The organism is Mycobacterium colombiense, from assembly GCF_003284935.1.
GTDB classification, from domain to species: domain Bacteria; phylum Actinomycetota; class Actinomycetes; order Mycobacteriales; family Mycobacteriaceae; genus Mycobacterium; species Mycobacterium arosiense_A.
The window spans coordinates 57542-84099 of the sequence record NZ_QMEV01000011.1 but is presented as its reverse complement, the minus strand read 5'-3'; the positions used below and the strand labels follow the sequence as shown (position 1 = coordinate 84099).

Here is a 26558-nt window from a genome sequence, read left to right as displayed (position 1 = left end):
CGTCCGACGGCTCTTTCACCGCGTGACGACGGCCGCCCCCTTATATCAGCCTGATTGACATGTATCAGGCGCGTTGATATAAACGATGGCATGACCCAACCCACGCAAGAGATGTTCGAATCCGCCTACCGGGGCGAGGCTCCCGAAATGGGCGAGGGCAACCGGCCGCCGTGGAGTATCGGCGAGCCGCAGCCAGAGATCGCGGCCCTCATCGACGAGGGCAAATTCCACGGCGACGTGCTCGACGCCGGTTGCGGTGAGGCGGCCGTGTCGATGTACCTCGCCGAGCGGGGATTCACCACGGTGGGACTGGACCAATCCCCCACCGCCATCGCGCTGGCGACGGAAAAAGCGGCCCGGCGAGGCCTGACCAGCGCCACCTTCGAGGTCGCGGACATCAGCTCCTTCACCGGCTACGACGGCCGCTTTGGAACCATCGTCGACAGCACACTTTTCCATTCGATGCCCGTGGAACTGCGTGAGGGCTATCAGCAGTCGATCGTGCGGGCGGCAGCGCCGGGCGCCTCGTACTTTGTGCTCGTCTTCGACCGCGCCGCGATGCCCGCCGACGGGCCCGTCAATGCGGTCACCGAAGATGAGCTGCGCGAGGTGGTCTCGAAGTACTGGGTGATCGACGACATTCGGCCGGCCCGCATCCATGCCAACGTGCCCGAGAGCTTTCTCTCCGGCTTCCAGGCCTTCGCCGGCGCCGACATTCGCGACGAGGACAACGGCCGCAAGTCCGTGGGCGCCTGGTTACTGTCCGCTCACCTCGGCTGACGCGCGCATCTGAGCGGCACGGTCGGTGTCGGCGGCCGCGTCCGGGTTTCAACGCTCGTCATTCGGGCGAACCTAACGAAAGACATCGCAGACGTTCAGAGGAGATCTCGGTGGATCAGCAAGTCAATTTCGACCCGCCCGCGGCGCCCGAGGACGCTCGAAAGGCAACCGAGGAACAGCGCAAGCTGCAGGAGCAGCTCGAGCACCAGGACGAGGATCCGGACGGGCCCGGATTGCACCAGTCCCGACACGACCTGCCCGACGAGAGCACGCGGTAGTCGCCATTCGTCGGCGGGCAATCGGTCCACTGAACCCCGTCACAGGCAGGGTATTTCGCGGAGGGAAACTACGGCCGGGCGCGATGGTGCCGAGTGCGCTTGTGGCCCTTCCGGTGTCGAGCGTCGGTAATCGTGAACAAGCACCAATCCTGCCCGCCACATCAACGTCAACCCGCCCAGTGCCGCAGCGGGGATGGCCCACAACCGTCTAACCAAGAGCGCGTTACCGCATTGGTCGACGAAGTCGCCGCCCACCGCGCCGACCGCGGTGGACGCTTGAGTCAGGTCGGTCGTAAAGCCGCTGCCGCACTTGACCTGCCAGCCGTACTGATCGAAGGCGGCGATGAAGACCGGCAAGTACAGCGCGAAGAGACCCCCGGCCAACAACACCACAGCAGCGGAGACGAGCAGCGGCCCCCGGTTGGTCATGCGCGCCCCCTAGGTCATGCAGACGTTGGCGAAAAGCAACACCGGCCATGACACGATCGAGCCGAGGAAAGAGACCACCAAATCGACACCGTGCATGTCGTGCAGATGCTGGGTGTGGGTACTCGACCAGATGACGCCCACGATCAGGTACGGCGTACCTAACAGTATCGCCAGGCCCAGCAGTTCGGCGATGGTCAGTTGATACTCGAGCACTGTGCGAATTCTGCTCAGCATGGGCATGCCTTTCACACGGGCGCTGCCGGATTCGAAGCCGACCCACACCGATCCGATGAGGACCCGCCGCGTCCCGGCGTGCGGACAAGACCCATCTATGTTAATGGTCGTTCGGCCGATTCGGTAGTGTCGAGATCCGACGGCCCCGCAGCCGGAAGCTCAGATATGGTGCTGCAAAGTGATCTTCGGCCCGCGTGACTGCATCCCGGGGACTCTTTTCTAAGAAGCAAGTTTAAGGGGATTCTGTCGCGGACATCCCGCTACGTCATGTCAGCGGCGTTGACGGCCGGCGCGAGACGTATCGCGGGAGGTTTTGGCCGGCCGCCCCAGCACCGTGACCTCCATCAGGCGGCGCACCGTGAGGCTGGCGGCCACACCGGTGTCGGGATACACCAGTCGCCCGATGTCCACCGCAAGCGCGAACGCGGCGTGGACGGCGTATCGCGCGCGGCCGAGGGTAAGTTCCGGCCTGGCCGCGACCGCGAGGCTGGCCCAGGATTCGACGGTGGAACGCTGAATGTTGTACAGCAGCACCGCGTCCGTGTCGGGCAGATTGTGACGCTCGGTGTAATAGACGCATGCCAATTCGGGGTTGGCGAACGACCGGTTGACGTAGGCCTCGATGAGTTGTGCGAGCGCCTGTTCCGGGTCGGCGTTGGTGGCCAAGATGCTGGACAGGTCGCCGGAGAGTTGATCGGCAGCGCGCCTGTAATAGACCGCCAGAATGGCGGCCTTCCCCGGGAAGTATTGATAGATGCTGGCAACCGGAATGCCAACCGCCGCGGCGATGTCCTCCATCCCGGTTTCGCGATAGCCGCGCTCGTTGAACAGGCGCATCGATTCGTGCAAGAGCAGCTCATAGCTTCCGGCCGCACTGGTCAGCGTCGGCGCTCGGGGCTGCTCGGGTCCGCGACCACGTTGCGGCGGCAAGTCGGCCCGCAACACCGCGCCCGAGATGTCGGCCAGCGCCGCGCGGATCTCGGAGTTGCCTAGCCGGGACCGGTGGTCGGTGATGCTGCCGATGACGCTCAGTGTGGCCGCCGACAAGATCCAGCGTTGGCGTGAGGTGAGTTTCGGTCGAAGTCTCATCAGTGGCCGCTGCAGGCGCCGGTTGATCAACTTGATTTGATCGGCCAGCGCGCGCTGGTCATCGCCGCGCAGATAGCGGCCCTCCCACCGATATAGCCCACCGGCGGTGCGATTGACAATCGTGCTGTCGATCAGCGCCCTGATGAGGGCGCCGAGTTGCTCCTGGGGGTCGCCATCGGCGGGCAAATCGTCGGCGAACGCGGTGGCGTCGACCAGTTGCTGCCCCAGTGCCAAGAAGACGTCGCGGAACAGGTCGTATTTGCCTTGCGAGTGTCGGTACAGTGCGGCCGCGGAGATTCCGACCCGCGCCGCGATGTTTTCCATACTGACCGCGTGATAGCCCAATTCGCTGAACGCATCGGTGGCGGCACGGGCGATCTGAAGCTTGCGGTCCTTCGGGCGCCGCCTCACTTGATCTGCGGACGAGCGGCTAGCCGAGGGCATACTGATCACCGTAGCCGCAGCAGGGGCCGTCCGGGCGGTCGGTAGACAACCGAAATCACCGAGCCGGCAGGCTGACCACCTGCGGCCGGGCGCAGCGTCGTGCCCGAGGTCATCGGACGTCTGGCCCCGTTACGCCCCGCCGAATTCCGGGCGCAGGATCGAGCTAAGTGCGCTGAGCGGAATGTGCGGCTCCACGGAGCCCCCGTCCATCGACCACTGCCCCGCCTGCCCGTACTGGATTGGGGAATCGTGCCCCACGGGGTAGTCCGGCATATACAGGATCAGCTCATCCGGTGTGAGCGCCCACGCCTTGTAGCCGCCCGAGAAGACCTTGTCCGGTGTCCACCGATCGAGGGTGAACGGATACGTTCCCGGATTGTGCTGCCATGCGGCGTGGTCCAGTGCGTCCTGAATGAACGGTTCGGCCAACGGTGGAACTGCGGTCAGTGGGTCAAGGCCCGGTCTGGTGATGTCGGCCAGCTGCAACCGCCTCCCGCCCGCCATGTCGAAGGTAAACGTCCGATACGCGTTGTTAAATGCCGGGCCGTCGGCGTGGTAGTCCTCGTGGAAGGCCACGCTGAGTGCGCGCCCGTGCGTGAACACCTGATAGTTCTCCTCCCCCCAGCTGTCTTGGACCATCGACGCGCCTTTGCTGCGCCAGTTGTTCATCAGGTTTCGCAGGTATTCACGGATGGGCGGGCCGCTGGTGGGGTTCTCGACCAGATCACCGGGCAGCGCCATCTTGATGTCCCGGACGGCCTTCCGCTCGGACAACACCGACGTGTGGCAGTACTGCCCGTCCCAATCACCGCCGAGCTCGCCGCAAAACGACTGCGCCGAGGCCGATGCCCTCGGTGCGCTCAACACCACGGCTGCCAGCATCGCCACACTGGCCGAGAGCCGAATCACCCGCATCACCGAAACGTCCTAGGGCAGTTCGACTTTGCTGGCCAGCCAGCGGCCGGTGACGTTCTCCATGGTGATCTTCATCCGGCTCCGGTCAACCCGGCCGTCCGGGCGCACGGCGTTGCTGACGGTTTGGTCGACCATCAACAGCACGACCACCTTGGTCTTGGTTTGCGATTGAATCGCCGAGTCCACCACGGTGCCATGCGCCGCGGCTTTGTTGTCGATGAGCATCTGGCGAAGCTGCGCGCTGGCTTTGGTGTACGTCTCCTTGAAATCCCCTGTGGCCCCGTTGAGTACGGCCGAGAAGTTCTGGTCGACCTGACCGGAATCGATACTGGTCAGCACCTGGGCGTAGTCGATCGCGGTCCGCAGGGCCGCCTGCCCGGCCTGGTCCACCGCGTGCTCGTCGCACAGCTTCCAGCCCAATCCGCCCGCCAGGGCGAACGTTCCGGCGAACACGGCCGCGGCCACTGCGATCCGGCCGCGACGCTTCCACCGCCCCGCGTGGGCGTTCACGTCAGACCCGTCAGTCTCCGCGGAAGTTTTCTGCTCGTCGTCAGGCGATGTCTCGATGTCTTCGCTCGTACTGCGATCGTGGTCGGCGGTCGGCGTCACGGCGGTGTCTCCTTGGGGTCGTGAAGGCTCGTGGGATTAGCGGGGCGGCTCTATCGGCAGGGTCGGTCCGCCGTACGGGGTGGGGATGGTGAAGCGCCCCTTGGGCGTTGGATCGGCGGTCTTGCCTAGGTCGGCGCCGGGCGGTGGACCCGCGGTGTCGTCGCCACCCGGTCGGGGAGCATTCTTGGCGCCCCGGATCAACACCTGGGGGTCATCGTCGCGGCAGTAGGTGTACAGGAAGGGCTCGGGGTAGTCCGCGGATGACGACGGCCGTCGCGGGGTGCCGTAATCGCAGGTATAGCGCGGGTAGATGTCGGCGGTCAGCCACAGCCCGTGCTCGTGAATGGCCGTCATCAGGGCCTCGAGTGTCGAACCGCGGTAGTCGGGGAAGACCGCATCGAGCGCAGGCACACGCAGATAGATGATCCGCGCGGTGGTAACCAGATTGGCCAGCAACCCGACCATGGTGTCGGAATTGTCGTCGAACAGGTTGTCCACCGAGGACAGGGCGTGCGGGGTTTGATCGACGAATCTGCGGTAGCCACCGTCCATTTTGTTGGCGGCGGTCATGAAGTCCCCGATATTGCGCGACGTGGCGCCGAGCCCGGCATTCTTATCGGACAGCGTGGTCAGCACCACCCGGCTGGTTTTGAGCATGCTCACGGTCTGCGGCAGCACCGGGTCAATTGTCGACAGCAGAAAGGTGGCACCGTCGATGATGTCAGTGAGCTTCTGCGGCCCTTCATTGCTCAAACTCATTTCACGCTTGACGATTTCGAGTTTCTTCGAGTCGGTTTGGGCCAGTAACCCGTCCGCGTCGGCGAGCACTTGTGACAGCGGAATGGGTGTCGCGGTGTGCTGTGGGCCGACCACGCTGCCGTTCGACAGGAACGGCCCGGCGTTGGATGCGGGCTCGAAGTCGATGTACTGCTCCCCGGCAGGGGACAGGCCGGATACTCGGACGGGGCTGGCGGTGGGGATCTTGGCGTCCGCGTCGATGTTGGCGATCACGTCGACGCCGGTGGGTGTGGCCCGCAGCGATTGGATCCTCCCGACCCGGATCCCCCTGACCGCTACGTCTTGGTTGGCCAGCAGCCCACCGGATTCGGGGAGCCGGATGGTGACCCGGTAGGTCGACTCCAAGGGATTGATCCGCAGCGCCCCGATCGCCAGGTACGTCACGCCGACCACGAGGGTGAGGGCCAGCGCGAGGCCGGATAGCCAGGCACGCCGCCGGTGCCCCGCTTTGACCGCGCCGACGATGAACCGGCCGAGGGTGTCGATCACCGCGATGGCTCCGGAACCATGGGATCCGGCGGCGCCTGGCCGGCGGGTGCCGGCGGAAGCGGCGGGCCGACCGGCGTCCAGGGGCTTTGGCCCGTCGGCGTTTGCGGACCCCGGCCGACGACCCGTTCTTGCAGGCGCCACAGGACGTATTTGATGGATCCGATCATGTAGTTCCAGTCTCGGCGCATAGGCCCATGAAAGGCGGGATCGCCCTTGAATCCCCCGGTCTCCGCACCGGTACCGGGCCGCGAGCCCATGACCAGCCGATCGAAGCTGCCGCGCACCGAAATGGCGTCGCTGGGTGTGGCTTTCACGAACGGCGGTATCAACCTGTTGAGACCGGCGAGGGTGGTATCGGGGCTCAACACGACGTCATTCCATGCGGCGGCGATCGTGTTGGCGTCCTTGATGACACTGCGGCCCGTCTTGTCGGTGCCGGCGACCGACGGGAATTTGGACAGCTGATGAGTCGTGGCTCCGAGCTCGTCGACCACGTCGGCGATTTCGTCGGCATCGCTGGACAACACGTTAGTCGCCGGGCCGACGGCTTGCAGGATGTCGGTGAGCGCCTGATCCTTCTGTTCGAGCCGGTCGGCGAGTCCCGCCGTTTCGGTTACCGCCGAATCGATCTGCTCCGAGCGCGAATTGAGCTTGCTCAGCAGCAGATTGGTCCGGTTGATCAGGTCGCCGAACGCACGTCCCTGATCGCCGGTGGCCTTGCCGGCACCGTTCACGACATTGGTGAAGTTGCGGACCGCCCCGCCGTTGACCAGCAGCGCGGCCGAGCTCAGCACGCTCTCCACGGTGGCGGCGGCCCGCGTCGCCGGCAGGTCGATGGTGTCACCGCTTTTCAGCAGTGGCGCGCCAGGGTCCATCGGGGTCGGTGGCTTGATCGCGACGAACACGTCGCCAAGCGGTGTCGCCGATCGCAGCTCTGCGGTGCTGCCGACGGGGACGCGCACGCCGTCCATGATGCGCAGCGTGATGACCGCGGTGTAGTTGAGCGCGACCATCGATTCGAGCTGTCCGACGTCGGCGCCGGCGAGTTTGACTTTTGCGTGGGCAGGAAGGTTCAACGCGTTGGAGAAGACCGCGTTGAGCAGATATCCACCGCTGCCGATTCCCGGTGCGGGCAGCGGCAGGCTGGACAGCCCGTTGGTGGCGCAGCCGGAACTGACCATGACTGCGCTGAGCGCCACTGCCAGCGTCTTGCGCTTGACCAGATTCATCGTCACTGCCCCATCGCCGAGAGACCATCGAGAATGTAGGTCAGGCCGAAATCGGGTCCGTAGTCTTGCAGTGTGCCTGTGCTGCAGCCGAGTTGGCGCAAGTGCATGAGATTGCAGAGTTCCTTGGCGGACTGGCTGTCGGTGAGGGCCTTGTCGAGCAGCCCGTGCACCCGTATCGCACCGTTGTTCCGATCGACGGTGTTGTAGAGGTTTTCCAGCGTCATCGGAAGCACGTCGAGCATTTCGGATACTCCGCGCTGATCCTCGACGATCGTCTTGGCGACGGTGTCGCCGTTGCGGACCGCCTGCTTGAGGTTCTCCCGGTTCTGCTCGATCAGTGTGGTGACTTCTTCGAGGATTCGGTTGATGGTCCGCCCGGTGGCGCCGGTACCGAACTTCTCGTCGGCGACCATCTGGCTGAGTTGGCGTGTCGTCGAACCGAATTGGCGTAGTTTGGTGTCGTTGCGCGCCGCGGCCTCGGTTATCGAACTGAGGTCGGTGATGATCGTGGTCAACTGCTCGCGCGTGGTCCCGCCGCGCTCGGAGCTGAGGCGCAGCGCGTTCGAAAGCTGGTCGAGAGCAGACAGGATCTTCTTGCCGTTGCCGTCGGTGATCGCGACCGCGGAGTCACTCAGGTCGGCGACGGGTCCCCCACCCTTTCCGTCACCCTTCAGCGATTTAGACACCTTGTCGAGCATGTCCAGTACGCGATCAAAAGCCACCGGCGTCTTGGTTCGGGTCAGGCCGATCGTGTCGTGGTTCCTCAGCACCGGGCCGCCCCGGTAGGGCGGAGTCAGTTCCACCTGCCGGTCGGTGAGGATGGAGGTGGTGATGGTGACCGCACGGGCGGCCGCCGGGATCTTGACCTTCTCGTCCACCGTCAACTCGGCCTCGACGTAGCTGCCTTTGGACGTGACCTTGCTGACCTTACCCACCGGCATCCCCAGCACCGCCACCACGTTTCCCTCGTAAAGTCCCGCGGCGCTGTCGAATTGCGCGATTACCGTCATGGTGTCCAGACGCGACTTCACGTAGTGGCCGACCAACCCGATGGCGACGGCGGCCAACGCCGCGACCGCGACGCCCACGGCGATGAGTTTGCGCCTGCCGTTGGTCATTTGCAGTCCTTGAAATACTGGATCATCTTGAATTCTTTGGCGCGCCCGCTGATGGCGCACATCCACGAATCGATTGCCAGACCGTTGGGAAGGTTGAACTCGACGACCGGACCATAGCCGGTGGCGTTGGTCAGACCGCGCAGCGTCACCGGGGCGACCTGCAGCAGGTTGCGCAGCAAGTCGTCGTGCTGGCCGACCATGTTCGTGAGTTGGTGCAGATTGGCGAACAGCTCGTCGAGCAGCGGCCGGTTGTTGACGACGACCTTGTCGAGCTGATCGACCAGGTCCGTGAGTCCGGCGAACATGGCGTGAAAGGTAGCCTCGCGGGCAACTAGGTGGCCGAGCAGATCCTGGCCTTGATCCATCAGATGGCCGATATTGGTCTGCTGGCGGCGCAGCGTATTAACCACTCGCTGAGTGCTTTTCAGCAGCGTCCCGAGTTGGCCTCGACGGTCGGCGGTGATGGTCGACAGGGTCTGCAGATTCGCGACCGCCTGTGGTACCAGCGGCGGCACGCCACCGAGCTGCTTGCCCAGCACCGCGAGGGACTGCGCGAACTGGTCGGAATCGACCTGTTCGAAGGTGGTGGTCGCGTCCTCGAGTAGTGACTGCAGATCGTAGGGCACCTCGGTCTGGCTCAGGCTGATCGTCTTGGCCGGCAGGGAGCCCGGGCCGTCGGGCACCAGCTCGAGATAGCGCGAACCAAGAATGGTCATCACCTTGATCACCGCTCGGGTGTCCTTGCCGAGGGCGATGTTGTTGCGGACGCTTAACCCGGCTTCGACGTGGTCGCCGTCGAGCTTCATGCTGGTGACGTGCCCCACCTCGATGCCCGCGATGGTGATGGGGTTGCCGGGTCGAAGCGTCGCGGCTTGCAGGAATTCGGCGGTGTAGTGGGTGTAACCGATACCGAGCAGCTTGATTCCCAACGACACCGCGACGAGGACGGCGACCAGCGCCAGGCCCGCCAGCCCCAGCCAGGTCCTGTTGTACGACTCCAGCGGACGACGCCGCGACCACCACGCCTTGAATGACTCAGCCATTGGCCATGTTCCTGCATCGCGGGGTATGCCACCCCATGTTCTTTGTGGTGATCGGATAGGCGTTGCCGGGGGTGGCCGCGTTGACGATGAATGTCGTGATGTCGTTGAGCCCAGGGAAGAAGCCGGTGGCGTTAAGGTCGCACGCGTAGGCATTGCCGTAGGAGCCCTCGCTGACGGCGCGCGCGAAACCCTTGAGCAGCAGCGGGAGGTTATCTCCGGTGAAGGCCAGCTGAGGTTCGATGCCGACCATGTGCTTGCTGAACCCCGGCTCGCGGGTGATGAGTTCGTTTAATGACGGATCCACGTCGTCGGCGATCGCCGAGAGCCGACGGGTCACCCGTGCGATCGAACCCACGGAGTCCTGTAGGGCCGCGCGGCGGTCGTCGAAATTGGCCACCGCGTCGCGGGTTTGGTCGAGCGCATGGTCGAGGTCGTCGTTTTGGCGGGCAACGGTGTCGGTGACTTTCGTGAGGCTGCTGATGAGATCGCCCAGCGATTGATCGCGGGCAGACAATGTCCGCGTGATCGACGAGGTCTGCTCCACCAGTAGCGGGATGGATGCCCGATCACCCTGCAGTGACTGCAGGACGCCCTTGGTCAGGTCATCGGCGTCCTTGGCATTGAGCAGGGTGAACAGCGGCTCGAAGCCGTTGAGCAGCTTGCCGACGTCAAAGGAGGGGTCCGTCTGCTGCACCGGTATCACGCTTCCGGCGGAAAGTGTTCCCCTGTTACCGGTTTCGCCCAGCGACAAGCCTAGGTACCGCTGCCCGATGATGTTCTGATAGGTCACCGATGCGACGGTGTTGCCGTACAGGTGCTGGTCGTTTTCGACGATGAACGCGACTTTCGCCAGTTTGCCGGTGAGTTCGATGTTTTCGACGCGCCCGACCCGCACGCCGGCCATCCGGACGTCGTCGCCGATGCGTAATCCGTAGACGTCGGTGAACATCGCCGCGTAAGGCGTGGTCGGTTCGGCCACGTCACGTCGCAGGGTGGCGTAGACCATCCACGTCACGGCGACGGCGATCGCCATGAAGATCGACAGGCCGATCAATGGTCCCCGTGCTTTCATCTCGGTCCGCCCGCTGGCTGTGATTGCGCGGGTTTCAGCGAGACGGACGTACCGCGGGCCACCGGGCCGAGCAGCAGTTGGGTCGCTACCGACGCGGGGCGTCCCTGGCCGGTGATCAAGCCGAGTTGGTCGCGTTCGTATTGGCTGCCAACGGGTCCGACGTTGCCGCCATAGCCCGACGGCGCGGCCACACCGGGCGGGCCGGGGTTGGGAACCGGCGATGGACCCGGCGGAGGTGACGGGGCGTCGTCGGGGTTGGCGGTCCCCGGTACTCGGGGGGCCGGACCGATGGGCCACGGCCACCACGGCAAAGGCGGGTTGGGGTCTTGCAGGCTTGGGTTCGGGTTGTACAGGGGCGGTCCGACCGGAACGAGGTTGCCGTCGGGGCCGACCTGGGTGCCCGAGGGCGGCGACAGATCCGCGGGCGGGTGATAGTTCTGCGGTAACAGAACTTCGGGCAGGTCGGGCCGGACTGCGATAGTGGGGGCGGTATAACAACTGGGGCCCAGTAACTGGCCGTAGCGCGGGCAGTCAGCGCGGGTGTAGGTGTAGGTCGGTGTCAGCGCCAGATTGACCCGCATGTTTCCCGTGTCGAATTGGGGATCCCACACCTCTTCAAAGAACTTGTCCGACAACCGGTTCAATCGAGTGAAGATGGGCACGAACTTGTCGCTGTGCAAGGCGAACACGCCCAGGACCGGTGTGAGGTTCTGCGTCATCTCGATCAGTTGATCGGTGTGGTTGTCGAACGCTTGCCGGTTGACCCCGATGGTGTGCTGTGAACCGGTGACCAGCGCGCGAAATTGCTCACGCTTCTCGGCGAGCGTCTGCATCGGTTTGACCGCGTCATGCAGGACATCGACGAGGTCGGGCGCGGTGGACTGCAGACCCCGTGTGGCATCCAACAGCGCGGAGACTGTGGAGGGACCGGGATCGGCGGCGACGATGGAGTTGAGCTCGTCGAGCACCCGAGTCAATTGCGCACCCGCGGTGAGCAACGCACCCCGGCGGTTGTTCGTCGCGGCCGCCACGGCGGCCAGAAGTCCGACGCTGTGGTCCTCGCGGCCCCGGCCCGTGGCGGCGAGAATGTCACGCAGCTTGCTGATGGTCGTCTGGAAGATCACCGTCGAAAGCTGCTGGTCTTCGGGGATGCGCGCCCCGCTGCGGATGCTCGCACCGGGACCGCCGTCGACGAGTTGCACCGATGACACCGCGAACACGTTGCTGGGTACCACGCGCGCACTGACGGCGTCCGGAATGTCCTGGGCGTATTCGGGTTTGAGGTTGATGTGCACGTAGTTGGGTTTGCCGTAGGCCGACGGGACGACGTTGTCCACGGCGCCGACGAGCAACCCGTGATACTTCACATCCGAGCGGGCGGGCAGGCCGTCACCCACATTGGTCAGCTCGGCGACGACGCGGATGTAGTCATTGAGTCGTCCGGTGGACTTCAACAGCAGGGCGCCGGTAACCAGTCCCGCGATCAGCAATACCGTGACGCCCATGGCCAGCAGCTGATGATCGGAGGGTCCCCGCCCGTCGAAATCTAGCGAATTCGGCATTCAGCCACCGAATCTCGCGCCCGCGTCGATGCTCCACAGTGCCATGGTGAGCAACATGTTGACCATGATCACGACGGTGATGCTCGCCCGCATGGCGTGCCCGGCTGCCACCCCAACGCCCTCGGGGCCGCCCGTGGCGTAGAAGCCATAATAGCACTGCACGGTAGACGACAGCCACACGAAGACAACACATTTGAGCACCGAATAGGCAATATCTTTGGCATTCAGCATCATCGTGAAGTAGTGCAGGTATGGACCGATGGATCCACCGCTGATCACCTCGGCGACCACCTGGCACGTCAGGTAGGTCACCGCCAGGCATGCGATGTAAAGCGGGATGACCGCGATCACGGAGGCCATCAGCCGCGTCGTGACCAGGAAGGGGATGGGGCGGATAGCCAACGATTCCAGGGCATCGACCTCCTCGGCAATGCGCATGGCACCCAGCTGTGCGGTGAAGCGGCAGCCGGCCTGCATCGCGAAGGCCAGCGAAGCCATGATCGGCGCCAACTCCCGGGTGTTGACCAGCGACGAGATGATGCCGGTCGCTGGACCCAAGCCGAGCAGATTGAGGAAGTTGTATCCCTCGACGGCGACGAGAGCGCCCGCGGTGAAGCCGAGCACCACCGCGACACCGGCCGTCCCGCCGCCGACCACGATCGAGCCGTTGCCCCAGGCGATGTTCGACAGCAGTTGCAGGAATTCCGCGCGGTACTGACGCAGCACGGACGGTACGGCGAGCACCGCCCGTCCGAAGAACACCATCATGTGCCCCAAGCGCATCGTCGGGGCGGCGGCGGCGCGGTAGGCGCCGACGATCGGGCGGGCTAGCGTCGGGACGTACGCGGAGGCCGTCATGTCACAACCCCGTCCTGGGATACAGCGCGTTGTAGAGCTCGCTGATCCCGACGTTGACGATCATCAGCACCAGGATCGATTCGACCACCGCGGCGTTAACCGAATTCGCGACACCCGCGGGGCCACCCGTGGTGAAAAGCCCTTTTTGACAGGCGATTACGGCCACAATAGCGCCGTAGATGACGGCCTTGATCAGAGCTACGATCATGTCTTCGGTGGTGGCGAACGACGAGAATGTCGCCACGAAGCTCCCCGGCGCGCCGCGCTGAAAATAGACGTTGAACAGGTAGCTGGCCAAAAACCCAACGAAGCAGGTGATTCCGGTCAGGGCGACCCCTACCATGACGGCCGCGACGAAGCGGGGCACGACCAACCGGCGGATTACCGAAACACCCATCACTTCCATGGCGTCGGTCTCCTCGCGCATGGTGCGGGAACCGAGGTCGGCGGTGATCGCGGAACCGACGGCGGACGCCATGAGGACTGCGGCCACCAGCGAGGCGGCCTGACGGATGACCGCGAGTCCACTGGCGGCTCCGGCGAGTGACGTCGCACCGACTTGGTTGGCCAGCAGGGCGAATTGGATGGACAGGGTCACCCCGATCGGCAGCGCCACCAACACCGTCGGCAGCACCGCCGTGGCAGCCATGAATGCGCCCTGGCGGATGAACTCGGTCCATTGGAAGCGCCCGGTGAACAGGTCGACCACGCAGTACTCGATGGTGCGGAGCGCGAGGATGTACTGCTCGCCGAGGGTGTTGAGTGAGGCCAGGGGGTGCCGCACGACGTATCCCGCGGACCACTCCTGGATAGTGGCCACGCTGTCGGCCGCTCGCGGGTGCCGAGACTGGTCGGTGAACGTTCGCTGTGCCGCCACGGGAGGCTATGTTAACCGCTGCTCAGCTTCTGTGGAAGGTCCGAATTCGGACACGTGTGGACAGCTTGTCGTCGGGCTTCGGCGCGATCCCGCGTAGTGGCTAGTAGTTGTTCGCGCGCAGGCCCTGGTCGCGGCCCTTGACGCATCGGTTGCTTCGCGAGAGGATCGCCTATCATGGTGCCGATGTTAATCGGCATTTCGGCTCCAGATTGGTGGTTCGGTATTCGGCGACCGCGGGATACCGTATTTCCGGGGGAAGGGCGGATGGATCTGACGAGGTGGCGACGAGCGGGTGGCTGCCTATCGTGCGCCGCGCCGGCACTGGTCGTTGCCTTAACGCTTTCGGGGCATGCCGCCGCCGATCCCGGCCAGCCGCCGCCATTGCCCGTGTTCACCCCGGCGCCTAGCGAATGGTCACCGAACTTCGACATCTGGCCGTACAACACCTTCACGGCGCGGGTGACACCGGAGATGATCGGCGGAATGTCGGACTCGTGCCAGTGGTTCAAGGCGCAGTTCGATCCGCTGATGGGCGAGATCAACGATTTCAACCGCTATCTCGGCGACCAGCATGACGACTACTCGATCGGCGGCGTGCAGGACAACGCCCGCGCCGTGGTCACCAACATCGACCAGTCGACGGCGTTCCTGGCGCCTCGAGTGAAGCCACTGATCATCACCAACCAGCCCGACAACTTCGGGCCGTACTCGCCGGTATACGGCGGCGAAGCGTTGGTGCACTTGACATTTCAACTGTCACGCATCAGCGATAGCATCGAGAGAAAGGATCCGTCGGGAGTCACCCACGCGAACATCGTCTCGGCCACCGGCTGGGCGAACTCGCTTCGCGACTCCGGCGCATGCAACTGATGAATCACCACCCAGCACTACGCCCAGCCGGCAGCCCACGGACGTGGTTGGTAAATCGCTTTCGCCTCACCGCCGCCGCTATCGAAGATGGCGTGACCCGTCCGCCGGCAGCCCCCGACGCCGAGACCGACGAGGCCGGCGACGACGCGACACCCGCCGACGCCTCACCGGATACGAGCGATGACGCCGAGCGCCCGGCCGACGAGCGCCCGGGCGCTCGAAAGTACCGACGCGCCACTGGTGTTCGCTGGGCCACCGCGGCGGTGTTGGCCGTCGCCCTCACGGGGTCGGGGTATGAGGGTTGGCTGTTGTTTCAGCACCACCAGAAGGAAGTCGCGGCAGCCCAGGCGCTTGCCGCGGCGAAGAAGTACATCCTCACACTCACCAGCGTGGACACCAATGCGATTGACAAGAACTTCACCGACGTCCTCGACGGCTCAACCGGTGAATTCAAAGACATGTACACGAAATCCAGTGCCCAGCTGCGCCAGACGCTCATCGATAACAAGGCGGCGGCGCACGGGAGTGTGATCGAAGCCGCGGTCCAGTCCGCGACCGAGGACAAGGTGGACGTCGTGCTCTTCGTCGACCAGTCGGTGAGCAACGGGTCCGCCCCGGCACCTCAGCTGGACCGCAGCCGGGTCCGGATGACCATGGAGAAGGTGGACGGCCGCTGGCTGGCCAGTAGGGTCGAGTTGCCTTGAGGCTGGTGCCCTTCGAGGCCCTTCATGCTCAAGGACGCCAGGCGCCTCGAGCCACCCGGTAGAAGTTTCCGCCGAGCACGGCATCGATGTCGCTGGGGCTCCATCCCCTGCGGTGGAGGTGCGCGCCGAGCATCAGGAATGTTTCGGGCGCCATCCACTGGATTGGACCCCAACGGGTGTAGCTGTTCATCGAACAGCTCGGGATTGCGTTCGAGTTCGTCGTTGAAATCGGCGGCGTCGAAGGAGAAGTCGGTACTGATCCCGACGTGCTCGCCGCCGATCAGGCCGACGGCATATTCCAGATGCCGTGTCATCGCTTCCAGGGTGGGGGGTGTTGGGCCCCAGGAAGATGCCGACATCGGTGATGCCGACGACACCGCCGGTCTCCGCACAGGCCCGCGCCTGATCGTCAGTGATATCACGGGGGTGATCCCAGAGTGTTCGCATGCACGAATGGCTGTAAATGACTGGTCCCGTAGATACCTCGCACATATCGAGACCGGTGCGAGCGCTGCAATGCGACCCATCCGGGACGATGCCGGCGGCGTTCAGCTCGGCGATGACGGCACGGCCCCACGCGGTCAGGCCGCCATCGGTGTGGTCGAGGCACCCCCTGCCGGCGCGGTTCGCGTTGTTATACGTGGGCAACAGCGTGCGTACGCCGAGATCGGCCAGCCTTTGCACATTCTCGAGATCGTCGTCGAGCGGGCGTGAGTCTTCCAGGTCGAACACCACCGCGATGCGCTCCGCCACCGTCGCGGCGTCCACATCGGCGATGGTGGTCGCTAATACGAGGTCGGGGTGGCCCGCGATCGCGTCACGATAGTGCCGCAAGAGCGCCGCGGCATCGCTGAAGCTGTGCGGTGAATAGCCGGCGTTGACCGAAAGCAATGTGCCAGCGCCACGTTGGTAGCGGGTCAGCGGGTCGATGTCGGCGTCCGTCTTGAGCGGTAGACACGTGTGCTGGTCCCACAGCAGCGTGGTCATCGAGCGCTTCCTGCCGTGGAACCGCCATCCGGGTGCGCGGCGAGGGCCGAGCGGACGGCATTATCGGGTAGCTCGGACCAGGCCAACGGTTCCCGCGGTGCCGGGGGCGGTTCGAGCAACCGGCGCTGCCACCAGCCGACGTCCCACCACGTTTCGTGTTTGAACCCCACGCCGCGGAAGGTGCCGACGGCGGTGAAGCCCAGCGCCTCGTGCAAGCCGACGCTGGCGGCATTGGGTAGCGCGATGCCCGCATACGCGCTGACATAGCCCTGCGCGGCAAGGACATTGAACAGCGCGGCGTATAGCCTGCGGCCGTGGCCCTGGCGGTGAACTTGTTCGTCTAGGTACAGCGAGACGTCGACGGACCAACGGTAGGCCTCGCGCGCCCGGTGCGGGCTGGCGTAGGCAAAGCCCTTGATGCCGTCACCGTCGGTGGTGACCAGCCACGGCAGACGCGCCAGCGTCGTGGTGATACGGGAGCGCATCTCCTCGGCACCTGGGGGCGTCGCCTCGAAGGAGATCGCCGTGTCGCGTACATACGGCAGATAGCTCTGCGCCACCGCGGTTGCATCCTGCGGCGTGGCCATTCGCACCCTCATGCCCACCACGCTAGTAGGGCGGTGATGTTCAGGAAAACAATTTAGTCATGAGCTTTTCGGCGAGCCACCGGCGTGCGGTGTTTTGCGAGGCGACGAGTTGCCAGCGACCGTCCGTCCGCACGGCCACGCTGGTGTTCACGCGGGCGTTGCGGCGGTTTGGCCGGCGTCCCGCTCTGAGAACCGACGCGTTCGCGTGGATCAGGGCGATGTCGGGGGTGAGGAATCGGACTCGGGTGATGTCTACCCGCAGCTGTGTTCCCTTGAGGAGCTTCCTGAACAGCGGAACATACGATGCCGCGATGGCATCGCGCCCCACGTGCTGGCTGCCCAGAAAGGTGATGTAGTCCGCATCGGTCGTGAAGACGCTTGCGTAGCCCGCGGGATCGCTTGCGGCCCAGGCCTTTACCTGCTGGTTGACGAGTGCCCGAATGGCCTGCTCGTCGGAGCGCTGGTCACCGCTTGTCATGATGCCTCCGCAGTTGGGTAATCCGGCTAGGCGATCTCGGGGTTGATCATCGACGCGATCGCGTTGCGCGGCACCGATACTTGCGTCGCCTCCATCGCCGGCTGCAACGCGTTCTGATCGAAGAAGAACACGATCGCGTCATTGGTGATCGCGAAACTCTGGTAGTTGGTCGGCTGGAGTCCGGTTGCCGGCGGAATCGACACCGTCGCCCGATACCGGTCTGCCAGCGTCTTCTGCACGATCGGCATGATTGTTTGCAGCGGTTGAGTTTCCGGCCGGAACAACGCGTCGAAGGTGATCGGCTGCTGGTTGGCCAGATTGAAGTTGAAGGATCGGTACCACACCAGCGGGTGGGCAGCGCCGAGGTTCTGATAGATCTCGGTGACGACCGATTGGGTACCTGTCGCCTGGGGGCCCGAGCTGTACCGGGTGCCGGTGACCTTCAGCGCAGTCGGCGATTTCAGCGTGTTCAGTGGTCCGCGGGCATTGCCGAAGTCGTCGGTGACCTTGTTCAGATAGCCGATCATCGCCTGCTCATCGGGATAGTTCGCCGGAAACACCATGCTGATGTCCGACAGTGGACCCGAGGCGTGGAAGTGACACATTTGATTCGCATCGACGCTCGCCGGGTTGCACAGCTGCGCGTCCGCGTGGGCGACGGTAGGGCACGTCAACGCGGCCGCCGATGCAAAGATTGCCGCCGCGACCCACCGCCATCCGGTACGACGCCCGCTGCCAAAGTTCACCCACGCCTCCATCGCCTATTCCGCAGGATGCATTCTCACAGATCGGCGCGCGGGATGAACGGATGGTCGACAAGCTATCGGCGACGGCCCCGCAGGCAAGGCCCTCGTGGTCTCAGCGCGGCGCGTCCTGCAGCTCGGCCTGCGCCGGCGTGGCGGTGGGCGTGCTTGCCTTCGCCGGTCGGCGCCGGCCGGAAGCCCTGGTGTTGATCCAGCATGCGAGCCCGCCCAGCACCAGGCCGACCGCGATGCCCGCATCGGGGCGTTGATCCAGGATGATCCACGACAACACTCCGGCCACGGCGGGAATGATCGCGAACAGCATCGCCACCGCCGTTGCGCCGTGGGCATTGATAGCCCGCACGTAGAGGCTCACCGCGAGCGTGGCATTCAACAGCACCATGCCGCTGACCGCGATCACCGCCTTGACGCCATCGTGCACGGTGAACGGCGTGACGATCGCGAAGGCCAACGCGGGCAGCAGCCCCACGGCGTTCTGCATGGCACTCATCACCCGAAAGTCGACGCCGCTGCAGAATCGCTGTTGATAGACACCGCCCGCTGAAAGCCCCAGCAACCCAACGACAAGCAACACGATGACCGGGTCGACGCCGTGGGTGCTCATCAGCCTTCGCGAACAGGCGGCCAGCACCGCGACGACGCCGAGCACCAGCGCGACCGCGCGCATGGTGCCGAGCGGTTCCCGCAGGAACGTTGCCGCCAGGATCGCGGTGGCCACCGGATTCATCGCGATCACCACCGCACACAGCACCGCCGGAGCCCCGAGCTGGACAGCCTCATACAGGCAGCAGAACTGCACCCCCTGGATCAGCAGGCCCGTCACCAGGACGTGGCCGAACTGCGCGCCGCGTGGCCAGCCGGCCCTGGCCACGATCGACCAGGCCGCCAGAATCATTGCGGCCAAACTGAACCGCAGCACCAGGGCGGCCATTGGCGTCATGGCGGTCACCGCCAGGGTGCCGATCGGATATCCGAGGGCGTAGAAGAACGTCACCGCCGTGGCTGTGATCACCGGCATGCGCGGCAGAGGCATGCCCCCAATGTTCGCGTGATCGACCGACGCAGTCCAACGATTATTGGCGATCGGGATTGATCGCGAAACCTTATCGGAGGTGCGACGTGGCACGCCTATTCGCCCTTAGATACCGCTGATTGATTAGCTGCTGCGATCGGATTACAGTGTGGCTATGGCCCAGGTGCTCGATATCGCGCCGCTGCGCAGCCTCGTCGCCGTCGCCGACTGCGGCGGTTTCCATCGTGCCGCCGCCGCCCTGCACCTGAGCCAGTCCGCGGTCAGCCAGCATCTGCGCCGGATCGAGGCGGTGGTCGGCGAACCGATAGTCCAACGCTCCGGACGCGGGGTCGCCTTCACCGAGGTCGGCCAGAAGGCACTGCGACATGCCCGCGCGATATTGGCGGCGCACGACAACGCGCTCGAGGACCTGGGTGCGACCGAGCACAAGGTCCTGACCATCGGCGCCACCGAACACGGCGCCGACGTGATGCTGGCAGGCCTGTCCAGAGTGTTGCGTGAGCGTCTCCCTGACCTGCGGGTGCGCTTCCGCCTCGACCGCAACGTGTCGCTGGCCGATTCGATCGATCGCGGTGTGGTCGATCTGGCCATCATGCTCGACGGGGCGGGACTGGATCGCGCTAATGCATCGGGAGTCGTTCAGTTGCAATGGGTTTCAGCGCGCACGCTGACGCACTCGCCGCGAGAACCGCTGCCGCTGGTGATCTTCGCCGAGCCGTGCACATTGCGCGAGCCGGCCTTCGCAATTCTGGAAAGCCACCACATCGGGTATGAGATCGCCGCCGAGTGCGGCGATTTGTCCGGCCTCTACGCGGCGGTGCGGTCGGGGCTAGGGGTGGCGCTGCTGCCGATGATCGGCAAATTCCCCGACGGGCTCAGCCCGGCCGAGGGACTGCCGTCCGCCAACAGCGCCTCGATCCTGGTGCGCGGCCGTGCCGGCATCGACCCCAACCTGCTGGGAACGGTCGACGCTGCGGTGCGCGACTTGCTGGCCGCCGCAACGTGATTCGGCGTGGCCGCTTGAGGCAGATGTTGTCGGTGTAATCGCGGCGCGAGGAACCCGTTAACCGGGGAGCAGCAGCCGCGTCAGCCGTCGCGATGGCGCAGCAGTTCGAACCAGTTGTGGGGAACCCGGCCGCGCGGCCCGGGAACCGACTGATCTTCGGGGCGGCACTCGGGCGGCGCGAGCTCGGGACCCTCGTAGTAGTCGTTGGCCTCGTAGTTCCAGAACCAATCCTCACCCGGCTCGAACGAACGGATGATCGGATGACCGGTCTGCTGCCAGTGCTTGGTCGCATGGCGAGAGAAGGAGTCGTCGCAGCAACCGATATGCCCGCAGGCCGCGCAACGCCGCAAGTGCACCCACCAACCACCGGTCTCGTCGCACTCGACGCAGCCCCTACCGCTGGGCGGCACCGAAGGGTCGACAGGAGCAGTCATTGGCACGCCCTCCCTCGTGCACGGCAGCTGTTAGAGCATCTGTGCGGGGATGCTACTCGCCTGTCTCTGCGGCCGGCCTCGCACAGCGCTGCGGTCAACTACTCGCGGGAGTTTGCTGCGATACTCTTCACGTGGGTTTAAACCAACTTGGTCGCCTCGTGATGCGCGCCGCGCCCGTTTTCAATGCGCCGATCGCGGCGCTGGCCGACTCCCGGCGCTTCGGCAGTCTGCTCAACCGCAACATCACCATGCTGACCTATACGGGTAGACGCTCCGGGCGCACCTTCAGCATCCCGGTGTCTTACCGACGTTCCGGAAACGACATCGTCATCGGCGTCGGCATGCCTGATGCGAAGACGTGGTGGCGCAACTTTCTGAACAGCGGCTGGCCCCTGACCTTGCGCCTCGACGGGGCCGATCGCGCTGGACATGCCGTCGCCCGACAGGACGAAAAAGGATGCGTAACCGTGACCGTGCGGCTCACCGGGGCGAATTCTTGATCTCCACCATGCTGACCGGGGCGAACCGCCGTCGCCGGCGCCGGGCGGAAGCCGCACCAACACAAGGCGTTTGAGTCCTCGGAGGTCGGAAACTGTTTTCCCGTTGGCGCCAGATGCCGATCACGCCATCCTGGTTCACCACAGCACTGGATCACCAGCCGGAGCACCTCGACGTCGACGTCGACGGTTGCCGCATACATTTGCGCGTCTGGGGTGATGCTGACCAACCTCCGGTGGTCCTCGTCCACGGTGGCGGAGGGCACTCGGGTTGGTGGGATCACATCGCGCCGTTCTTGGTCGGCACCCATCGGGTGATCGCACCGGATCTGTCCGGGCACGGTGACAGCGAGCCGCGTAGCAGCTACGACTTGCGTACGTGGGCAAGCGAAGTGATGGCGGCCGCGGCGGCCGCGGGTCCAGCCGGGCGACCGACCATCATCGGTCACAGCATGGGCGGTTGGGTCGTATCCACGGCGGCGATGCACCACAGCCCCCAGATCAACAGCATGCTGGTGATCGACTCTCCGCTGTGGGAGCGCGCCCCGGAGGAAGGCCGGCTGCGCAGGCACAAGCACACCCAGTACCGGACGAAAGATGAGATCCTGGCCCGCTTCACCGCGGTGCCCGCGCAGGATCTGCTCCTGCCCTACGTCCGACAGCACATAGCTTCCGAGTCGGTCCGCAAAACCGGTGATGGATGGATTTGGAAGTTCGATCCGGCGATCTACGGCGGTGAGTTCCTCGAACCGACACCGGCCGACGAGGAATCGCTGGAGACCATGCTGGCCGCAATGCGTTGCCGGGTAGGCTATTTGCGGTGTGAGGCAGGGTTGGTGCCGCCCGCGATGGCCGAACGGATCCGTTCCCTGCTTCAGCTGCGTGGCCCATTCGTCGAGTTGGCTTTGGCCGGCCACCATCCGATGCTGGACCAGCCCCTCCCCCTCGTCGCGACCTTGCGGACCTTGCTCGAATTTTGGTCGATCACCTAGGGCGCGAACGTCTTACGCGGGCCGTCAGGCCCTGGCGCGCCGGGCCAGTTTCGCGGGTTGGTCGATGATGAGGGCCTTGCCCTGCTGCCGTATCCACCCGCGTTGGGTGAAGTCCGATAACGCTTTGTTGACGGTTTCGCGCGACGAGCCCACGAGTTGGGCGAGTTCCTTCTGCGTGAGGTGATGCTCGACGAGCACCGAGCCCCCGTTGCTGGTGCCGAAACGCATTGCCAGGTCGAGGATTTGCTTGGCTACCCGGGCGGGCACATCGGTAAAGATCAGGTCGCACAGCGTGTTATTGGTATGGCGGAGGCGGCGCGCCAGCACCCGCAGCAGCTGCTCGGCAATTTCGGGGCGCTCGCCGATCCATGTCCGCAGCGCGCGACGGTCCATCCTGACCGCTTCCACCTCGGTCAGGGTGATCACCGTGGAGGTCCGCGGGCCGGGATCGAAGAGCGCCAGCTCACCGAACACGTCCCCGGGACCCAGCACCGCGAAGACGGTTTCGCGACCGTCCGCGGTCTGATGGCGAATCTTCACCGCGCCCGACAAGATGACGTAAAGGTCGTCGCCCAGCTCGCCCTCGACGAAGACGGTGCGCCTGCGCGGGAACGACACGTGCTCCAGGTGGCGAGCTAACGCATCGACCGCGCCGGGGGCGATCCCCTGGAAGATCCCCGCTCGCGCCAATACTTCGTTCACGCCGCCCCTTTCAACGCGTTTCGCACGGCGTTGCGCGCGCTAGGCGCTGCTCCAGAGTGGGGGCGTCTTGGCTCGCTGCCCAGACTTTACACCAGGTCCCAGATTCGTAACGTGGCAGGTCAGGCCCCCGGGCCGGGGCGTGACACAACTCGCCGTTTCGGGAACCGAACGGGCCGCTTACGCCGCCGGCGTGGTGATGGTCGATGCGATGGTCACCTCGGAGTACAGGTTTCCGCACGCATCGCAACCTACCTGATACTCGAGCTTGTGGCCATCGCGTTCGAGGAACCGGTACTGCGCCCACGCCATACACCGCGGGCACCGTGCGCGACCGTGCTCGATTGCCATTCGCCAACCCCTTACTTGCCAAAGACACACTGGAAGTACCCCGTGCCAAGCCGGTCTAACCATTGAGTGTCAACTGGCCGCCGGACGCGTGGCGGGGTCGGCATTTGGGCGCTAGAAGTTCAGCCCCGAGAACATGACCCGGCCGGGATCGTATTTCTGCCGCACGGCGCTCAGTCGCGATAGGTTCGGGCCGAAATAGCGCGACGGCGACTGATTGGCCTCGATGTAGTTCACGTAGCCGCCGACCGAATACTGTTGCACGGCTTGATGTGCCGTGCTGAGCCAGTTGGTTGCGGCCGCCGGATCACCCGTTTCCACATACCACTGCACCAACGCCGACTGACGGCGCCACGGAAAGGCGGTGGCTCCGGGCGCCACCGTGGCGAGGGCACCGTCCAGCGCGTGCATGATGGCGAGCATGCGCCCGGCGCCGCGGGGAAAGGCATTGACTGCCGCGGCGATCCCCTGCGCCACGCCCGCGTTGACGGTGGCAAAGATATCGGATCCGCCGACATATCCGAGCGGTGACGGGTTGAGATTGCCGACGGCCAGATAATTCACCAGGTCCAGGTAGTTGAAGGTGTGGTTCTCGGTGCCCGACGGCTGCACCCCCACCGCCTGGGTGATCGCGGCCGCGGTGCTGTTGCCGGACCCGGCCGGGCAGGTCGCCAGGATGCGGCAGTGCACACCCATCGGGTCGACGGTGGCGTCCGCCAGCGCCCAACTGTTCTGGTCGGCGGTGCGCAGCCAGTTCTGCCAACCGACGAGGACCTGCGCGAACGACTGCGGCGGGAAGTTGAGGTTGACGACGTCGACGTCTTTGGTGGGGAACGTGGCGAAGGTCAGCGCGGTGGTGACGCCGAAGTTGCCGCCACCGCCGCCGCGCAGCGCCCAGAACAGGTCGGGGTTGCTGGCCGCGGACGCGGTGACCGCCTGGCCGTTGGGCAACACCACCGACGCCGACGTCAGCTGGTCGCAGAGCAGGCCGGCGTGCCGGGATTGGGCCCCCATGCCGCCGCCGAGTGCGTGCCCGGCGGCGCCGACCGACGGGCACGTACCGGTTGGGATGCCGCGGCCGGCCGCGGCCAGCGTCCGATGCATCGTGTACAGACTCGTGGCCGGCGTCACCGTGACCTGTCCCGTCGCGGCGTCGTAGTTGGCGTCCCCGGGCAGTTGACGCAGGTCGAGCACCATGGTTCCGTTCGCGGTCGAGGCGCCGATGTAGGAGTGTCCGCCGCTGCGCGGGGCGACCTTCAGGTTGTGGGCGGCAGCGAAGGCCATCGCCTTTTGCACGTCGGTCGCCGATGTCGGGGTGACGACCGCCGCCGGCGTCAACCCGTTGTAGTTTGTGTTGAAAACCTGTTTGGCTCCGGCGAATTGGGGGCTATCCGGGAGCACCACCTTGCCGCCGAGGGCCGTGGACAGTCCCTCCCAACCGGTGGGTCTCGGGTCGGCGGCCACCCGGGGTGCGCCGAGCACCGCACCGGCGGCCAACGCTCCGACGGTGCCCCGCAAAAACATCTGACGCGAGATTTCACGCGCCATCGTCGGGCTCCCGCGATTGCCTCATGCCCCGAATTGTCAACCACGAGAATCGCGGTGCCGCACGACGTGTCGGAGGTTGACCCAAACGTGCTCGAACCGTTACCCGGCGCCTTTGCCGTTGTCGACCCGATAGACCGCGCCGTGGATGGCGGCGGCGGCGTCGCTGGCGAGGAATGCGATGACGTTGGCGACGTCGAGGGGTTGCATCATGCCGCGCGGTGAGGTCGTGCGCATGATCAGGTCGTAGTTGGGATCGTCTGGCGCACTGAACTGTTCGATCTGCGGCGTGAGCATTCCGCCTGGACATACCGCGTTGACGCGCAAGCGATCCGCGGTGTATTCCACGGCCAACGCGCGGGTGAGGCCGATCAGGCCGTGCTTGGCGGCGCAGTAGCCGGCCGAGTAGGCCTGGCCCTCGACGCCGGCGATGGAGCTGACATTGACGATGTTTCCACCGCGCTCCAGCAACTGGGGCAGGGCGGCCCTGCACAGGTAGAACGGTCCGTTGAGGTTGACCGCGAGGTCCTGGTCCCAGTCGTCGTCGGTCATCGACTCCGTACGGCGCATCTGGTGTCGCCCGGCGACGTTGACGAGGACGTCGAGCCCACCGAAGTTACGCACGCACTGCTCGACGGCGTCCCGGCAGGCCTGCACCGATCCGATGTCCACCGACGCAAAGCCGCCGCGCTCGATATCGGCGAAGACGTCGGCTAAGCGTCCGGCATCGCGGCCGATGCCGAAAACCGTTGCGCCCTGGCGGGAGAACAACTTCGCGGTTTCTGCGCCCAGGCCCGACGACGCCCCGGTCACCAACGCGACTTTGTCTTGTAGTGCAGCCATGCCAGTTCCCGTCCATGTTGGTGACAGTCGATTCGGCACACTAGTTGGTGGGCTCTACCAGGAGCGCAACCGCACCACGGCACCGCGTCGAAGATGCGGGGGCGCAACTATTCTCATGCCATATCTGGCGGCGACGTCGGAGACGATCCGCTCGGCCCGCACGCGTCGCCGGATGCGGCGCACGGTGATCATCGCGAGCAGGTTGATGGCCTGCTTGCTCAGTGCGATCCGGCTCGTACGTTTCTTCCAGCTCGGCGGCGTTGAAGCCGCCCGCCGTCCGACCCAATAGCCGAGGCACGTTGCCACCGCCAGCGCGGCGATGACCGCGATTACCGTCACCTGTCGAGCGTCCTTTGTCGCCGTTGCGAGGAGGTCACGCGCAGGCCACACCTCGGCCACCAAGTGCGGGGTCGGTGCGCCGGTCAGCGCCGGAAGACGACCCACCTCATCGCGCTGTACATGTACACCGCCTCACAGCTGCCCGCCGCCAGGCGCGACAGCTGATAGTGAACTCCGGCGGCCGCGAGCGCCGTGGTCACCCCGAGGATGAACGCCAGATAGTTGACGACGACCACCACGGCGTAGGTCACGAGCTGCGGGCCGACCGGGGCGTGGGACCGAAAGTTGAAGATGCGATTGAGGATGTAGCTGAGCGTGAAGGCGCATCCATAGGCAATCGTCACGGCGAGGGGCACCGGAAGGGCAAGCCCGCTGCGCAAGGCCGTCAGGATCGCTAGATCGAGGCCGAAGGTGAAGCCGTTGATCACACAGAACCCGACGAACGTCGGCGCGACGACCACCCTCAGATTGCCCGGCAGCCGACCGACAACCGCCTCGCACCAGTTATGGAACCGGCCGGCCAGACGTGAGTGGTTGACCGAGGGTTCCGCTCGCACCCGAATACGGTGCCATGACCAGGTATCCACTAGATGATCAGTTGGCCAACT

The 26558-nt window shown here is 65.1% G+C and carries 31 protein-coding genes and 1 pseudogene; 7 read left to right on the top strand and 25 right to left on the bottom strand.

The annotated features are described in order from the left end of the window. Positions 1–90 precede the first annotated feature (90 nt). A complete protein-coding gene (locus DQP57_RS08160; RefSeq protein ID WP_112632494.1) occupies positions 91–780 on the top strand; it encodes a class I SAM-dependent methyltransferase in 690 nt (229 codons plus the stop codon). A gap of 110 nt (positions 781–890) precedes the next feature. Continuing rightward, complete coding sequence (locus DQP57_RS26840) at positions 891–1058, top strand: hypothetical protein (RefSeq protein WP_165821776.1); 168 nt, start codon at positions 891–893, stop codon at positions 1056–1058. 39 nt (positions 1059–1097) lie between these two features. Here DQP57_RS26840 and DQP57_RS08155 read toward each other — a convergent pair whose 3' ends face one another. The 13 genes from DQP57_RS08155 to DQP57_RS08095 form a co-directional block, all read right to left on the bottom strand. Then, a complete protein-coding gene (locus DQP57_RS08155; RefSeq protein ID WP_240631708.1) occupies positions 1098–1487 on the bottom strand; it encodes a hypothetical protein in 390 nt (129 codons plus the stop codon). A 9-nt stretch (positions 1488–1496) separates the two neighbouring features. Further along, positions 1497–1721, bottom strand: coding sequence for a hypothetical protein (locus DQP57_RS08150; RefSeq protein WP_112632533.1), 225 nt, complete (start codon positions 1719–1721; stop codon positions 1497–1499). A gap of 270 nt (positions 1722–1991) precedes the next feature. After that, positions 1992–3221, bottom strand: coding sequence for a TetR/AcrR family transcriptional regulator (locus DQP57_RS08145; protein ID WP_205869065.1), 1230 nt, complete (start codon positions 3219–3221; stop codon positions 1992–1994). Positions 3222–3383: 162 nt separating this feature from the next. Further along, positions 3384–4169, bottom strand: a complete 786-nt coding sequence (locus DQP57_RS08140) for a mannan-binding family protein (RefSeq protein ID WP_112632493.1) — start codon at positions 4167–4169, stop codon at positions 3384–3386. Between the two features lie 12 nt (positions 4170–4181). After that, positions 4182–4778, bottom strand: coding sequence for an Mce protein (locus tag DQP57_RS08135; RefSeq protein WP_112632492.1), 597 nt, complete (start codon positions 4776–4778; stop codon positions 4182–4184). Between the two features lie 36 nt (positions 4779–4814). Next, entirely contained in the window at positions 4815–6065 is a 1251-nt protein-coding gene (locus DQP57_RS08130; protein WP_112632491.1) for an MlaD family protein, read from the bottom strand. Beyond that, entirely contained in the window at positions 6062–7294 is a 1233-nt protein-coding gene (locus DQP57_RS08125; protein WP_112632490.1) for an MlaD family protein, read from the bottom strand. The genes DQP57_RS08130 and DQP57_RS08125 overlap by 4 nt, the downstream gene beginning before the upstream one ends. 2 nt (positions 7295–7296) lie before the next feature. Further along, positions 7297–8412: an MCE family protein gene (locus DQP57_RS08120; RefSeq protein ID WP_112632489.1), complete on the bottom strand. Its 1116-nt coding sequence runs from the start codon at positions 8410–8412 to the stop codon at positions 7297–7299. After that, positions 8409–9455 carry an MCE family protein gene (locus DQP57_RS08115; RefSeq protein ID WP_112632488.1) on the bottom strand — a complete coding sequence of 349 codons (1047 nt, stop codon included), beginning with the start codon at positions 9453–9455 and terminating at the stop codon, positions 8409–8411. Before DQP57_RS08115 ends, DQP57_RS08120 begins: the two co-directional genes overlap by 4 nt. Beyond that, positions 9448–10527 carry an MlaD family protein gene (locus tag DQP57_RS08110; RefSeq protein WP_112632487.1) on the bottom strand — a complete coding sequence of 360 codons (1080 nt, stop codon included), beginning with the start codon at positions 10525–10527 and terminating at the stop codon, positions 9448–9450. The genes DQP57_RS08115 and DQP57_RS08110 overlap by 8 nt, the downstream gene beginning before the upstream one ends. Further along, positions 10524–12089, bottom strand: a complete 1566-nt coding sequence (locus tag DQP57_RS08105; protein ID WP_112632486.1) for an MlaD family protein — start codon at positions 12087–12089, stop codon at positions 10524–10526. Before DQP57_RS08105 ends, DQP57_RS08110 begins: the two co-directional genes overlap by 4 nt. After that, positions 12090–12947, bottom strand: coding sequence for an ABC transporter permease (locus DQP57_RS08100; protein WP_112632485.1), 858 nt, complete (start codon positions 12945–12947; stop codon positions 12090–12092). It abuts the gene before it with no gap. A 1-nt stretch (position 12948) separates the two neighbouring features. Further along, positions 12949–13824 carry an MlaE family ABC transporter permease gene (locus DQP57_RS08095; RefSeq protein WP_112632484.1) on the bottom strand — a complete coding sequence of 292 codons (876 nt, stop codon included), beginning with the start codon at positions 13822–13824 and terminating at the stop codon, positions 12949–12951. A gap of 264 nt (positions 13825–14088) precedes the next feature. On the opposite strand from DQP57_RS08095, the gene DQP57_RS08090 reads away from it, so the two are divergent. Together DQP57_RS08090 and DQP57_RS08085 are read left to right on the top strand one after the other, a co-directional pair. Next, positions 14089–14694: a hypothetical protein gene (locus tag DQP57_RS08090; protein ID WP_112632483.1), complete on the top strand. Its 606-nt coding sequence runs from the start codon at positions 14089–14091 to the stop codon at positions 14692–14694. Beyond that, positions 14685–15398: an Mce protein gene (locus DQP57_RS08085; RefSeq protein WP_112632482.1), complete on the top strand. Its 714-nt coding sequence runs from the start codon at positions 14685–14687 to the stop codon at positions 15396–15398. Before DQP57_RS08090 ends, DQP57_RS08085 begins: the two co-directional genes overlap by 10 nt. A gap of 28 nt (positions 15399–15426) precedes the next feature. Here DQP57_RS08085 and DQP57_RS08080 read toward each other — a convergent pair. The 5 genes and pseudogenes from DQP57_RS08080 to DQP57_RS08060 form a co-directional block, all read right to left on the bottom strand. Then, positions 15427–16385: pseudogene (locus DQP57_RS08080) on the bottom strand (dipeptidase). Next, positions 16382–16972 (bottom strand): arsinothricin resistance N-acetyltransferase ArsN1 family B, encoded by a 591-nt coding sequence (locus DQP57_RS08075; protein ID WP_112632481.1) that lies wholly within the window; start codon positions 16970–16972, stop codon positions 16382–16384. Before DQP57_RS08075 ends, DQP57_RS08080 begins: the two are co-directional and overlap by 4 nt. A 40-nt stretch (positions 16973–17012) precedes the next feature. Continuing rightward, positions 17013–17450, bottom strand: a complete 438-nt coding sequence (locus DQP57_RS08070) for an SgcJ/EcaC family oxidoreductase (protein WP_112632480.1) — start codon at positions 17448–17450, stop codon at positions 17013–17015. Between the two features lie 26 nt (positions 17451–17476). Further along, positions 17477–18208, bottom strand: a complete 732-nt coding sequence (locus DQP57_RS08065; protein ID WP_112632479.1) for an esterase — start codon at positions 18206–18208, stop codon at positions 17477–17479. A gap of 100 nt (positions 18209–18308) precedes the next feature. Then, positions 18309–19232: a DMT family transporter gene (locus DQP57_RS08060; protein WP_112632478.1), complete on the bottom strand. Its 924-nt coding sequence runs from the start codon at positions 19230–19232 to the stop codon at positions 18309–18311. Between the two features lie 169 nt (positions 19233–19401). Here DQP57_RS08060 and DQP57_RS08055 point away from each other — a divergent pair, with 169 nt between their 5' ends. Next, positions 19402–20253, top strand: a complete 852-nt coding sequence (locus tag DQP57_RS08055; RefSeq protein ID WP_112632477.1) for a LysR family transcriptional regulator — start codon at positions 19402–19404, stop codon at positions 20251–20253. 80 nt (positions 20254–20333) lie between these two features. On the opposite strand, the gene DQP57_RS08050 is transcribed toward DQP57_RS08055, so the two are convergent. Continuing rightward, positions 20334–20687: a UBP-type zinc finger domain-containing protein gene (locus DQP57_RS08050; RefSeq protein WP_112632476.1), complete on the bottom strand. Its 354-nt coding sequence runs from the start codon at positions 20685–20687 to the stop codon at positions 20334–20336. 161 nt (positions 20688–20848) lie between these two features. Between DQP57_RS08050 and DQP57_RS08045 the strand changes: the two genes are divergently transcribed. Both DQP57_RS08045 and DQP57_RS08040 read left to right on the top strand, forming a co-directional pair. Then, positions 20849–21187: a nitroreductase/quinone reductase family protein gene (locus tag DQP57_RS08045; protein WP_112632475.1), complete on the top strand. Its 339-nt coding sequence runs from the start codon at positions 20849–20851 to the stop codon at positions 21185–21187. Between the two features lie 113 nt (positions 21188–21300). After that, positions 21301–22176, top strand: a complete 876-nt coding sequence (locus DQP57_RS08040) for an alpha/beta fold hydrolase (RefSeq protein ID WP_165821775.1) — start codon at positions 21301–21303, stop codon at positions 22174–22176. A gap of 24 nt (positions 22177–22200) precedes the next feature. Here DQP57_RS08040 and DQP57_RS08035 read toward each other — a convergent pair whose 3' ends face one another. From DQP57_RS08035 to DQP57_RS08015, 6 genes are all read right to left on the bottom strand, one after another. Continuing rightward, on the bottom strand, positions 22201–22878 hold the full coding sequence (locus tag DQP57_RS08035; RefSeq protein ID WP_112632474.1) for a Crp/Fnr family transcriptional regulator: 678 nt from the start codon (positions 22876–22878) through the stop codon (positions 22201–22203). Positions 22879–23055: 177 nt separating this feature from the next. Then, positions 23056–23226 carry a hypothetical protein gene (locus tag DQP57_RS26835; RefSeq protein WP_165821771.1) on the bottom strand — a complete coding sequence of 57 codons (171 nt, stop codon included), beginning with the start codon at positions 23224–23226 and terminating at the stop codon, positions 23056–23058. Between the two features lie 111 nt (positions 23227–23337). Continuing rightward, entirely contained in the window at positions 23338–24771 is a 1434-nt protein-coding gene (locus DQP57_RS08030; protein ID WP_112632473.1) for an FAD-binding oxidoreductase, read from the bottom strand. 99 nt (positions 24772–24870) lie between these two features. Then, entirely contained in the window at positions 24871–25611 is a 741-nt protein-coding gene (locus tag DQP57_RS08025; protein WP_112632472.1) for an SDR family NAD(P)-dependent oxidoreductase, read from the bottom strand. Between the two features lie 54 nt (positions 25612–25665). Next, a complete protein-coding gene (locus DQP57_RS08020; RefSeq protein ID WP_112632471.1) occupies positions 25666–25950 on the bottom strand; it encodes a hypothetical protein in 285 nt (94 codons plus the stop codon). 83 nt (positions 25951–26033) lie between these two features. Then, positions 26034–26507 (bottom strand): GtrA family protein, encoded by a 474-nt coding sequence (locus DQP57_RS08015; RefSeq protein ID WP_240631705.1) that lies wholly within the window; start codon positions 26505–26507, stop codon positions 26034–26036. Positions 26508–26558 lie beyond the last annotated feature (51 nt).